This window comes from Corynebacterium sp. (assembly GCF_052107835.1).
Classification (GTDB): domain Bacteria; phylum Actinomycetota; class Actinomycetes; order Mycobacteriales; family Mycobacteriaceae; genus Corynebacterium.
In genome coordinates, this window is sequence record NZ_JBQEDF010000002.1 from 18,599 (window position 1) to 30,641 (window position 12,043).

The window sequence follows — 12,043 nt, forward strand, 5'->3', positions numbered from 1 at the left end:
CTGGGGCAACCCCGCACGGTGGACGCCACGACCACCGTGCGGGGTTCACCCATGTGTGGTCAGGATGGCTCGCCGGTGCGCCTGCGGAACACCCAGAAATTCTGCAGCAGGAAATTCAGCACCGTCGCCGCCGCCTGCGAGACCACCCAGGAGATCTCCACCACGTAGGACAGTTCCGGGAACAGCTCGGGCAGCAGTGCACGGGACAGCTTGTCCACCAGAACAGCCGTGCAGAAGCACAGGACGTAGGACGCGGCCGCCCGCAGCTTCTCCGCCCGCGACCGGTCGCCGCCGAAGGTGACGGCACTGTTGAGGTAGTAGGCGACCGTGCTGCCGACGATGTAGCTGCCGCCGCGGGAGACGGTCGCTGGGACCCCGAGTGCGAGGAGTAGCGTCCGTGTCCCGAAGTCGGCGACGGCGCCGACGACACCGACGAGGGTGAAGCGGGTGATCTTCCGGAGGATCCCGGACTCGGCCGGATCCGTCACTTCGCCCGCTGGGTGGCGGTGTCGATCCAGTAGCGGCGAGTCACTTGCCCGTCCTGCTGAGGCCGCCTGTCCTCGAGGACGCCACCGCAGGCCTCAATGACGCCGATGGAGCCGGTGTTGTCGTCGTCACAGGTCAACAGGGCACTTTCGATGCCATTCTCCGCCGCGAGCGCCAGTGACTGACGCAGGATCTCCGTGGCGTAACCCTTCCGCCGGTGCTCCCGGGCGACCGCGTAGCCGATGTGCCCGCCGTAGTTCAGCAGGTAGTCCGTCAGGGCGTAGCGGACGGAGCTGCGTCCGACGATTGTCTCGTCCTGACCGTCACCGACCACCGCCAGCAGGAAATCCGCGCGCACGCGGTCAGGTGGCAGGTCAACGCCGAGGTGCTCGCGTTCGATCGTGGCGAGGAAGTCCTCCCACGCCACGCCCCCGTCACTGCCGGCGAGGAACGAGAAGTCCTCGTCGGCGAAGGCGGCGTCCAGCTCGCGGGCGCGGGCCTCGTCGTCAGGAGTGGGGAGTCGGAGGGTGAGGGGCATCGGGTGTACCTACGGGGTTGGTCACGTTGGTGACATGGATCGACAGGGTCGCGGTAACTACGGGAGCCGATTCTGTCACGGCGAGTGAGTCGGCGCGACCACATTGGCTCCCTTGCGAACACCGGACCACCACCGAGATCGGACCGTCCTACCCGGTGAACAGCCCCACGGCGGTGCTGCCGGTCTGGATGACACCGTAGGCCAGGGCGATAATCACGATGCCCGCGAGGATCGAGGCGACCGTGGTGTGCACACCGCTGGAGGTGGCCTTCGTGTCGCGGTTCTGACGGGCGTTCGATGCCTCGGATGCGGCGGCGCGGTCGGCCTGGGCCTTGGCCTCCACGATCTCGGGGTCCTCGTAGTGGCTCTCCTTGACCCGGCGGACCAGCAGGTTCGCGATGAACCCGACCACCAGCACACCCACCATGATGAACAGTGACAGCCGGTACAGGTCGAAGCCGGAGTGGCCCGCGGACTCCTGGGACTCCACGACGGAGTTCACGATCAGCGGACCGGCGATGCCTGCCGCGGACCAGGCGGTCAGCAGACGGCCGTGGATCGCGCCGACCTGGTAGGTGCCGAAGAGGTCCTTGAGGTAGGCGGGAATCGTGGCGAAACCGCCACCGTAGAAGGACAGGATGATCAGTGCACTGATCACGAACAGTGCCAGCGAGTTCGATCCGAAGCTGGCGAGGACGAAGTACAGGACCGCGCCGACACCGAGGTACATGATGTAGGTGTTCTTGCGTCCGATGTAGTCCGAGACGGTGGACCAGATGAAACGTCCACCCATATTGAACAGGGACAGCAGGCCGACAAATCCGCCAGCAGCCACCGCCGTGATCGCGAAGGAGTTCTGGATCATCGGGGACGCCGACTCCAGGATGCCGATGCCGGCGGTCACGTTGGTGAACAGTACGACCCACAGCAGCCAGAACTGCGGCGTCTTCATCGCCCCGTTGACCGAGACATTGCCGGTGGATTGGATGGCGCGGGCCGGGGTCTTCGGCTTCGTGTAGCCCTCCGGGACCCAGTCCGGGTGCGGCAGGCGGATAACGAAGGCGCCCAGGGCGATGATCACCAGGTAGATGATCGCCAGGGTCAGGAACGTCGCCGGCATGCCCGGGGTCAGGGAGTCCGGGTCGTCGCTGAAGAAGGACATCAGGTCATTGGACAGGGGGCTGGCGATCAGGGCGCCACCGCCGAATCCCATGATGGCCAGGCCCGTCGCCAGGCCGGGACGGTCCGGGAACCACTTCATCAGGGTGGACACCGGCGAGATGTAGCCGATACCCAGGCCGATGCCACCGATGAAGCCGTAGCCGAAGTAGACCAGCCACAGTTGACCGGTCCAGATACCGAGGGTGGCGACGAAGAACCCGAGGACCCAGCAGGTGCCGGACGCGACCATCGCCTTCCGGGGGCCCACCTTCTCCACCCAGGTTCCGAAGAGGGCCGCGGAGATGCCCAGCATGGCGATCGCCAGGGAGAAGATCCAGCCGGTGGCGACCTCACCGACATTGAAGTGGTCGGCGAGCGGACTCTTGAACACGGAGAATGCGTAGGCTTGGCCAATGCTGAGGTGGATGGCCAGGGCCGCTGCCGGGATGAGCCAGCGGTTGAAGGTGACCGGTGCGATGATGGCGTCGCGGTCGAGCACGGACATGGGGGAGGAGCTCCTTAGGTGTGACCTCTGTTACATCGGGGCACCTTACCGTTTGTTCGGGTGAACATGTACCCGGAGGTCTGACCACTCCCCCTCGGAGTAACCCCGGGGGTGGAATGCCGGGGCAGCCGGGGGAACGGAGATGGTCCACGGGTGCCCGTGTATGAATTCTGTGTAACCGCAGGGCCTCCGGTGCCGTATACATGCAGCGGATCACCGCGAACAGGTTTAGTCTCACTAACCATGACTGACACCCACCATCCCACGGCGGATCCCGCCGGCACTGCCGGCACTGCGGATGCTGCGGATCCGGCGCAGATCTCCGCGGCGAACTCCGACCCCGCCCTGTTCAACTCCGACCTCGCTCCCATTCCGAAGGAGAACCGGAAATGGGGAGCGTTCGAGATCTTCAACGTCTGGACGAACGACGTCCAGTCCCTCGCCGGCTACACGCTGGCGGCGTCCCTCTTCATCGGTGCGGGCATCAGCGGCTGGTACGTCTTCGCCGCGATCATCCTCGCCGGAGTCATCGTCAACTGGCTGGTGAACCTGTCCGGTGCTCCCAGTGTGAAGCTCGGCGTCCCGTACGCGGTGATGGCACGCATGTCCATGGGCGTCCTCGGTGCGCGCTTCCCCGCGCTGGTCCGCGGCATCGTCGCGATCTTCTGGTACGGCGCGCAGACCTACTTCGCGTCCACCGCGGTGGCGCTGGCGATCAACGCGGTGCTCGACTCCCCACAGTCCAGGGAGTTCCTCGGGATGAACGTGGTCGACTGGATCTCCTACATCATCGTCGCGATCCTTCAGGTCGCCCTGTTCGCCCGCGGGATCGACGCGATCACCCGCTTCCTGAACTTCGCCGGTCCGGCGGTGTACGCAGTGATGATCGTCCTGCTCGTCGTGATCTGGGTGCGCGCGGGCTCGGAGATGCTCCCGGCGGTCGGGGACATCTTCAACAGCGACGACGTGACCGGATGGGGCGTGGTCACCGCCTTCATCGGCGTGGTCGGCACGATGGTCGCCTACTTCTCCGCGGTGATCATCAACTTCGGTGACTTCTCCCGTTTCTCGAAATCGGAGAAGTCGATGAAGCTGGGCAACTTCACCGGACTGCCACTGTCGCTGGCCTTCTTCACCTTCCTCTCCCTGTTCATCACCGCCGGCGCCTACGTGGTGTTCCAGGACGGTCAGGGCGATCCCTACGACAACCCGACGGACATCGTCGGTCAGACGGAATCCGTCCTGTTGTCATTGGTCGCCGCCGCCACGTTCCTGGTGGCCACGATCGGTGTGAACCTGGTCGCGAACTTCATCCCGCCGGCCTATGACATGGCGAACCTGGCACCGTCGAAGATCAGCTTCCGGATGGGCGGGATCATCACCGGCGCCTTCGGCTTCGTGATCGGAGGACTGTGGGTCGCCCTGATCGAGGACATCGGACTGCCGACGTTCGTCGACACCCTCGGCGCGATCCTGGCTCCGCTGTACGGCGTGCTGGTCGTGGACTACTACGTCCTGCGGCGCAAGCGGGTGAACCTGCAGGAGGTCTTCACCCTGGACAAGGACGGCCCCTACTACTACGTCAAGGGCTGGAACGTGAAGGGCCTGGTGGCGGTCGCCTTCGCTGCGGTGTTCGCGGTGTGCACGGTGTGGGTGGATGCGCTGAGCTCGTTGGAGGGTTTCTCCTGGCTGATCGGTGCAGCCCTCGGTGGGGCGCTGTACTGGGCCGTGATGCGCGGGGACGGTCAGGACGCGCCTATGCCCCGGTCCGGAATGCCTGCTCGCCGGTGAGGGCCTGGCCGATGGTGAGCTGGTGCATCTCCGCGGTGCCCTCGTAGGTCAGCACGGATTCGAGGTTGTTGGCGTGGCGCATCGGGGAGTACTCCAGGGTGATGCCGGACGCGCCGAGCAGGGTGCGGCATTCCCGCGTGATCTCCAGAGCGACGCGGGCGGAGTTGAGCTTCCCGACGCTGACCTGGGCGGGTTGCAGCGTCCCGGCGTCCTTCAACCGGCCGAGCTGCAGGGCCAGCAGACAGGACTTGTCGAGCTCCACCGCCATGTCCGCCAGCTTCGCCTGGGTGAGTTGGAAGGAACTCAGCGGCCGGTCGAAGACCTCGCGGGTGGAGGTGTACTCGATGGTGGTCTGCAGTGCATTGCGGGCGGCACCGAGCGCACCGAAGATGATGCCGAAACGGGCCTCGTTGAGGCAGGTCAACGGCCCGCGCAGCGAACTCACGCCGGGAAGGCGCTGGGAATCGGACAGACGGACGCCGTCGAGCACGATTTCGCCGGTGACTGAGGCACGCAACGAGAGTTTGCGGTGGATCTCCGGTGTGGAGAAGCCGGGGGTGTCACGGTCGATGATGAAGCCGGCGAAGCCGTCGTCGCGTCCTTCCTGGTCGAGGACGCGGGCCCAGACGACCGCGGCATCGGCCACGGGAGCATTGGTGATCCACATCTTCGTTCCGGTGAGGATCCAGTCGGCGTCCTGACCCGAGCCGTCGCGGACCGCACGGGTCCGCATGTTGGCGGGGTCGGAGCCGGCGTCCGGTTCGGTGAGTCCGAAGCAGCCGATGCTGGTGCCCGCGGCCATGGCCGGCAGGTAGCGCTGCTTCTGTTCCTCGGAACCCCAGTGGTGGATGGCGAACATCGCCAGGGACCCCTGCACGGACACCAGTGAACGCAGGCCGGAGTCCACCGCCTCGACCTCCATGCAGGCCAGGCCGTACTCGACGGCCGAGGCGCCCGCGCAACCGTAGCCGTCCAGGTGCATGCCGACGATGCCGAGTTCGCCGAGCTTCGGCGCCAGGTCGCTTACCGGCAGGGTGCCGTCCTCGAACCAGGTGCCGACGTGGGGTGCGAGCTCGCGGGCGGCGAAGTCGGCGACGGTATCGCGCAGCAATCGTTCGTCGTCGCTGAGCAGGGAGTCGAAGGCGATGAGGTCGAGTGGGGTGGTGGTTCTAGAGGTCATGGCAGTCTCACTTCCAGCACGTGTCCGAGCAGCGGCAGGTGGATCAGGATGGCCGCGGGTTCCCGGCCGTCGATGTCGGTCAGTGCCCGTTGGTACGTGGCCATCTGTCCGATGTAGTTCTCCCGTACATGGTCGACGGGGTTCTTGCCCGGGTAGGTCTTGTGGTCGATGATCACCCGGGATCCGTCGGGCAGGGTCAACAGTTCGTCGAGCCAGCCCTCGGCACGTTGGTGGTTGTCGTTGGTCCAGGTGAACGGGACTTCGGAGGCGGCATTGGCACCGGGGAACCGCTCGCGCAGCCAGGTCGTCCACCGGTCACCGGTCTCGATGACCGTCTCGGGTGTCACGCGGTCGCCGACCTTCCACGAGGCAACAAGCCGGGATGCCACGGTCTTCTTCTGGTCATCGTCGAGCGCGTCCAGCGGTGCGGCCAGGTAGGAGTGGATGCAGTCGCCGACCCTGTTCCATTCCGGTCCGCCACCGTCGACCAGGGCGTCGCCGAGGTCCGCGACCGGGGTGACTGTGGCAGCGGCTGCGAGTTCCCCGGAAGCCTCCACACCGCTGGCGGCGAACGTGGCGGGGAGTATCGGTGAGCCGTCTGCGGGGTGGTCGGCCGGGGTCGTCCGGCGGTCATCATCGACCAGCGCCGACGGGTGCACAGGACGCTGCGTCCGTTCCCGCAACAGATCGGTCAGGGCGTCGACGTCGTGCGACACCTGCCTCACCGGGCAGTCAACCACGTCGGAGCACTGTGCGACCTCGTCATCGGTCGCGGGGCCATCGGGATCGGGCAACAGGATCTGCAGGCCGGACGCCGGGGAGCCGGCGGTGTCCCCGTCCGCATCCGCCAGCTCGACTCCGTTGACCTCACACAGCCCGAACGGGCTGTCGGCGAAGGCCATGAGATCCTTCAGCCCGCGGTGCGGGGCAAGCACCGTCCGTCGCCTGGAGCGCGTCATCGCCACATACAACAACCGGCGTTCCTCGCGCTGTGCGGCTCTGTGGCGTTCCTCCTGGACCGGCGTGGCGGCCAACGTCTCGGTCAGGGCAGTGCTGGTCAGCAGGGTTTCGGGCCAGAACCGGAGTTCGCGTCCGGCCAACGGCTCGGACAGCGACAACTGCTCCGGCGCATCAACCCATACCCCGGCGGCGCGGAAACGGTCGGAGGGCAGGGGAGGGGCAACCACCACCGTGTCCCACTCCAGACCCTTGGACTGGTGGATGGTGCTGACCACGATGGCGTCCGGGTTCCGCGCCGCCCGCGTGGAAGGGACCGTGTCCTCCCGCTCGTGGGAATCGGGGTCGAGGGAGAGCAGGAATCCGGGCAGTGTCACCGGCTCCCCCGCGCCCTCGGCATCGGAGGAGTAGTCGGACACCGCCTGTAGAATGCCGTTGACCGCACCGGTGCGCTCCGCGGGATCCGTCCAGGACGCCACGCGCCGCCGCAGGTCAAGGGCATCGATCACGGCGACCACGGTCTGCATCACCGTCAGCTGCGGCAGGGCCGGACGCAGGGCAGCCAGTGCCGCCAGCGACTCGTCCTGCGCCCATGTCCGCAACCATTCCTTCCGGGCGTCGATGTCCGGTGCCTTCTCCGCGGAGGTCAGGGTGTCGAACCAGGTGGAGTGTGCGGCATGGTCGGAGAGCACGGTGATCAGCTCGACGAGCGCCTGGGTGTCGGCGTCGTCGGTCAGCCAGGCGCAGGCGGCGCGCACGGTCGTCCCCTCGCGGGTGCTCAGCAGCGGGGTGCCGCCGCCCTCGGTGGGGATGTTCCAGCGGCGCAGCGCCTCGCGCAGTTTGTCCGCGTGGGAGTTCGTCCTGGTCAGCACCGCCCGTCCCCTGGCGGGAACACCCTCGGAACGCTCCAGGTCGTGCAGGCCGCGGGTGATGCGGGCGAACCAGGGGTCCAGCGCATTCCACCGCGCACCCTTCGCCGGCGTCCACACCTGGACCTCACCGGGGTCTTCCCCGGCGTGCCTGTCGGTGAGCTGCTCGGGGATGTCCAGCCACACCTCGCTGTTGGGGTTGTCGGGGCCGGGCTCTCCGGGGAAGACACGGGAGAACAGCCGGTTGGTCAGGTCCAGGGGCACCGCGTGGGTCCGCCAGGAGTGGTGCAGGATGTCGGTGGCCCCACCCTCGGCGGTGATCACGTCCAGCGCGGAGGTCATCAACGAGGGGTCGGCCCCGCGGAAGCCGTAGATCGACTGCTTCGGGTCGCCGACCCAGATGACCTCGTCCACCAGTCGTCCGAGCTCGGTGAACAGCGCGAGCTGCAGCGGGCTGGTGTCCTGGAACTCGTCGACGACGAGGATCCGGAAGCGGTCGGCCAGGGTCTCGCGCACGACCCGTCCCTGCGGGGAGTCCTCCCGGAGCAGGTGCAGGGTGAGCTGCTCCTGGTCGGTGAAGTCGATCAGCCCGAGGGAGTCCTTGTAGTCGGCGTAGGCGTGCAGGCACGTCGCGGCGGTGGAGAACACCAGCCGGGTGAGGTCGGCCAGATCGGAGCGCAGACCGGGATCAGCGGCGAACACCGGGGCAGGCACGGCATCCGCGAAAGCAGTCTCCCACGGCTTCGTCGTGTTCCTCGTCGCCGTCGGGACGTCGCCGTTCGCGGCGGCGAACCATTCCTTCCAGGTCACCCGCTCGCGCGCGACGGGACTGGAGGTCATGTCCAGGACGAAGCGTTCCGCCGGACCCAGGAGTTCCTGCAGCGGGACTGCCGAGCGCTTGGCGATGCTGCCCTCGTCGAGCTGCGACTGCAGTGACGCGGTGATCTCGCGGATCCTCCCGGTCACGTAGCTGCGCGCATCCCCGGCGCCGACCTCCCCGCTGGACTCCGCGGCGGTGTCGAGGGCGGCGTAAAGACCCTGCAGACTGACCTCGGCCAGGTTGTCGAACTCGGTGGGGTCGATGTCATTGGACCGGGCCAGGTCGATGACGTCACGTACGGTCCTCGCCCAGTTCACGCGGCCCGGGTTGTACGTCGGATCATCGTTGGGGCCCAGGTCGTAGCCCATCCGCACCAGGAGTGGACGGTGGGCGTCCTCCGCACCGGCGATCACGCTGTCCACCGCGAGGGAGAAGGCGCGCGCCTGTGCGGTCTCGGAGAGGACGTCCAGGTCGGGGGAGCGTCCGGCGTCGACGGCGAACTCCTGCAGGATCCGCCCGGTGATCGAGTTCACCGTGCCGATCAGTGCGGTGGGGACGGCGGAGGCCTGGGTGAGCTGGCCCTTGTCCACGAGACGTTCGCGGATGCGTCCGGACAGTTCGGCGGCGGCCTTGCGGGTGAATGTCGTGGCGATGATCTGGGACGGGCGGACCTCCGGGGTGCCGTCGGCGTTCACCCGGGCGAGACGTTCGGTGAGTTCCTCGGTCAGCCGGTACGTTTTCCCGGAACCGGCGGAGGCCTTGATCACCGTGTAGTGCGAGGATGGGGTGTCAGTTGGCACGGTAGTCTCCCGTCAGTCCGGTGATCAGGGCGTAGCCGGTGTACCTGGTGATCTCGAGCGGCAGGAAGTCGCGGTGCACGGCCACGTCGATGGCCCCCTGGTAGGCGTTGACCTGCTCGCGGGTGAAGGGGGAGTCCCGGATGATGTCCTCCGGATCCTTCTTCAGGTCCTTCCTGGCTTTCTCGAGCTTCTTGACCAGGTCCTTCCAGCCATCCAGTTCGATGATGTTGCCCACATCGGTGATCCGGCCGTCCCGCAGGTCATCGAGGATGCGGTTCAGCCCGGAGACCGCGCGGAACCACAGGGCATCGGGGTCACGGGCACCGTTGTCGCGGGGGTTGACCTCGAGAATGTCCGGTGCGCCGAAGTCCGGGGACGAGGTATCCATCCGGTCCTGCTTCAGGGAGAAGTAGCCGACCGGGATATCGAAGAGGTGCCGCGTGTGCGCGGTGTCGCCACCGGCCACGGAGCCCGACACGGAGTAGGCGTACACGGCGAGCTGCAGCGCCGCGCCCTCCTCCACGAGTTCCCGGTACTTCTTCTTCGAGTTCGTGTACTTCAGGTCGATCACGCCGGTGCGTCCGTCGGGGAGGACGATGTCCAGGTCACGGTACCCGCCGAGGGAGAGCGGTTCGCCACCTGCACCGCGCGAGTCAGGGATGGTGGTGCGGTACTTCGCCTCGGCCCCGGCGACGAGGATCCCGGCGGTGTCCAGCATGGTGAACAGGCCCGTGATCGCGGTCAGGCCGGACTCGAGGACGATGCCACGTTCCCGTCCACGGCCGGGAAGCAGTAGTTCGGACGCGTACTGGGGGAGCAGGGCAGTGAGTTCGTGGTTGATCTCGTCCCTGGTCGGCATCACGCTCGCCGGGCCCTTCCCGCTCTCGAGGTGGCGTTCAACGATGCCCTCCACGACGGCGTGCAGGTAGGTGCCGATCATCTGGTTGCCCTCCGGCAGGGAGGTGAGCCCGCCGGCACGGATACCGAGCTGTCGCTCCAGCAGCCACTCCAGCGGATGTGCGAGCAGGCCGGTCCACTGCGAGTAGCTGAGGTAGCCGGGGATCAGGTGCTCCCCGGGATCGACGGCGCGTTCCACAGGGTCGGGGCGGACCGGGTCTGTGGGTGCCGGTCTGTGCGCGGCGTCCGGGACCAGGTCGGTGGCGGACACAATGACGCGGGCGAGGACGTCCTCCAGATTGTCTGTGCCGTCACGGTCCCGTAGGTCATCGGCGAGGAAGGTCAGGACGGGGTGCGGTGCGGCAGTTTCGCCGTCCACCTCCGCGGGTAGTACAGCGGTGACCTCGCGTCGGCGGCGTACCGCGCGCAGCTGCGAGTCGAGGGTGAGGCTCGACAGCGCCTCCCGGTCGGGGAGTTCGACCCCGGATTCGGCGAGTGCGGCGATCTCGGAGGGGCGGAAGGTCCGGGCGGGGCTGGCCTGGTCGTCGACCGGTACGCACCACAGCACCGGGGTTGTGCCCATGCCGAGCTGTGCGGGGTTGGAGACGACATCCTGCAGCGTGGATGCGGTGGCGCCGGAACCACTCGAGGCCGAGGTCGCTGCTGAGGCGGTGCAGTCGGCGACGATGCCGGTGAGCTCCTTGAGGGAAACGGTGTCCCCGAGATCCGTGATCAGTGCGCCGGCGGTCGCCGTGCCGCTGGCGACACTCTTGAGATCCTTGTCGCCGTTCGGGCGGGCGAGGTCGTGGAGTCGCCCGGCGAGCCAAGTCAGGTGGGTGGACACGAGGCCGGTGGGGTAGCCGGGTACGTCACCGTCCTGTTCAGCCAGCGGCGTCTCGCGGATCATCCGGTCGAGGTCCCGGGCCAGGTCTGAACCGTCGTCCACGGCCTCGCGCCACAACGGCCCACCGACGCCGGGCTCATTCGACAGTGCCTGGATCAGCGCGTGGCGCAGTTCGCCCGGAACCAGGCGGATGGGTACCGGGTCGCTGTTACGGTCGGTGCCGGTGGTGACCGTGTGCTCCAGCAGCGCACCGATGGCGTGGACGTCCGGAGGGGAGGTCACGGCGGCGAGGAACACCGGCACGATCTGGGCGAATCCGCGTTCGCTGGATCGGTCACGGACCCCCAGTCGCGGCAGGTCGCGGCGGGCGAGTTCCCGGTCGACCAGGTCGGTGGCACGGGACGCCACGACAGTCACCGGCTCCTGCTTCGTGACCAGGGTGTCGGCGAGGATCCGGGTTGTGGTGGACGCGGCGTCCCACTCCGCATCGGTGGTGATGATCCGCAGGTTCCCGATGGGACCGGGGGCGTCCTCCTCCGTGATCTCGACGCCGAGGACGGCGAGGTCGTCAAGGATCGACCGCCAGACCGGCGGCAGATCGGCGATCGTGTTGTCGACGGTCACCCGGTCAATGCCCAGGGGCCATGCCGCGCCGGGGATGACCGGTTCGGACGGGGCAGCAAGGTCGCCGAGGATACCGGCGATGGTCCGCAGCTGGTCGGAGGGACCGGTGGCCCACCGGGGGTCGGCCGTCACCAGGGCATCGACCCGGGAGAGGAGGGTGAGCCGGGGTGATGCCTCCTGTGCGGACGTACCGTCCCACCCGGCGGAGACCAGCTCGTCGCGCCAGGCGAGGACGGTCCGGGCCAGCGACCATGGGTCGGCGCGGAAGCTCCTGAGGAAGGGGTCGTCGTCCCCGCGGGAGGTGAGCACCGTGGACAGGGCGGTGCGGACGGCTGCGATGCGTGTGGGCTGCTCCGGCTCGGGGGCGGTGCAGGCCAGCCGGGTGGCGAGCAGGTCGGCGAAACGGGCAGGACCGACCACGACCGTTCCCCGGGTCGCCGGGGTGTCGGAATCACTCCACCGGGCGCCGTCGTAACCCCAGCCGAAGGTGATGTCCATGTGGCTCCTCGTGGTTTCGTGCAGTCGTGCGGAAGTCGGGCATCGCGTCCCGCCCAATCTACCTCGGGAACGT

General features: G+C 67.6%; 7 protein-coding genes. 1 reads left to right on the plus strand and 6 read right to left on the minus strand.

Features of this window, described 5'->3' with window-relative positions:
• Nucleotides 1-59 precede the first annotated feature (59 nt).
• The 3 genes from ACTIL2_RS00600 to ACTIL2_RS00610 form a co-directional block, all read right to left on the minus strand.
• The gene (locus ACTIL2_RS00600) at nt 60-488 is read right to left on the minus strand and encodes a GtrA family protein (RefSeq protein ID WP_442335503.1); all 429 of its coding nucleotides are present in this window, start codon (nt 486-488) and stop codon (nt 60-62) included.
• Nucleotides 485-1,024, minus strand: coding sequence for a GNAT family N-acetyltransferase (locus ACTIL2_RS00605; RefSeq protein ID WP_442335504.1), 540 nt, complete (start codon nt 1,022-1,024; stop codon nt 485-487). The genes ACTIL2_RS00600 and ACTIL2_RS00605 overlap by 4 nt, the downstream gene beginning before the upstream one ends.
• 148 nt (nt 1,025-1,172) lie before the next feature.
• Nucleotides 1,173-2,690: an L-lactate MFS transporter gene (locus tag ACTIL2_RS00610; protein WP_442335505.1), complete on the minus strand. Its 1,518-nt coding sequence runs from the start codon at nt 2,688-2,690 to the stop codon at nt 1,173-1,175.
• A 243-nt stretch (nt 2,691-2,933) separates the two neighbouring features.
• On the opposite strand from ACTIL2_RS00610, the gene ACTIL2_RS00615 reads away from it, so the two are divergent.
• A complete protein-coding gene (locus tag ACTIL2_RS00615; RefSeq protein WP_442335506.1) occupies nt 2,934-4,481 on the plus strand; it encodes an NCS1 family nucleobase:cation symporter-1 in 1,548 nt (515 codons plus the stop codon).
• Here the strand turns inward: ACTIL2_RS00615 and ACTIL2_RS00620 are convergent.
• The 3 genes from ACTIL2_RS00620 to ACTIL2_RS00630 are packed head-to-tail and all read right to left on the minus strand — an operon-like array spanning nt 4,447 to nt 11,970.
• Entirely contained in the window at nt 4,447-5,661 is a 1,215-nt protein-coding gene (locus tag ACTIL2_RS00620) for an acyl-CoA dehydrogenase family protein (protein WP_442335507.1), read from the minus strand. The genes ACTIL2_RS00615 and ACTIL2_RS00620 overlap by 35 nt on opposite strands.
• Nucleotides 5,658-9,107 (minus strand): UvrD-helicase domain-containing protein, encoded by a 3,450-nt coding sequence (locus ACTIL2_RS00625; RefSeq protein ID WP_442335508.1) that lies wholly within the window; start codon nt 9,105-9,107, stop codon nt 5,658-5,660. Before ACTIL2_RS00625 ends, ACTIL2_RS00620 begins: the two co-directional genes overlap by 4 nt.
• Entirely contained in the window at nt 9,097-11,970 is a 2,874-nt protein-coding gene (locus tag ACTIL2_RS00630) for a PD-(D/E)XK nuclease family protein (RefSeq protein WP_442335509.1), read from the minus strand. Before ACTIL2_RS00630 ends, ACTIL2_RS00625 begins: the two co-directional genes overlap by 11 nt.
• Nucleotides 11,971-12,043: the final 73 nt, after the last annotated feature.

What these genes read in the sequence shown, in the direction of transcription:
- ACTIL2_RS00605 (WP_442335504.1), bottom strand. Translation starts at nt 1,024, where the DNA reads ATGCCCCTCACCCTCCGACTCCCCACTCCTGACGACGAGGCCCGCGCC.
- ACTIL2_RS00610 (WP_442335505.1), bottom strand. Translation starts at nt 2,690, where the DNA reads ATGTCCGTGCTCGACCGCGACGCCATCATCGCACCGGTCACCTTCAAC.
- ACTIL2_RS00615 (WP_442335506.1), top strand. Translation starts at nt 2,934, where the DNA reads ATGACTGACACCCACCATCCCACGGCGGATCCCGCCGGCACTGCCGGC.
- ACTIL2_RS00620 (WP_442335507.1), bottom strand. Translation starts at nt 5,661, where the DNA reads ATGACCTCTAGAACCACCACCCCACTCGACCTCATCGCCTTCGACTCC.
- ACTIL2_RS00630 (WP_442335509.1), bottom strand. Translation starts at nt 11,970, where the DNA reads ATGGACATCACCTTCGGCTGGGGTTACGACGGCGCCCGGTGGAGTGAT.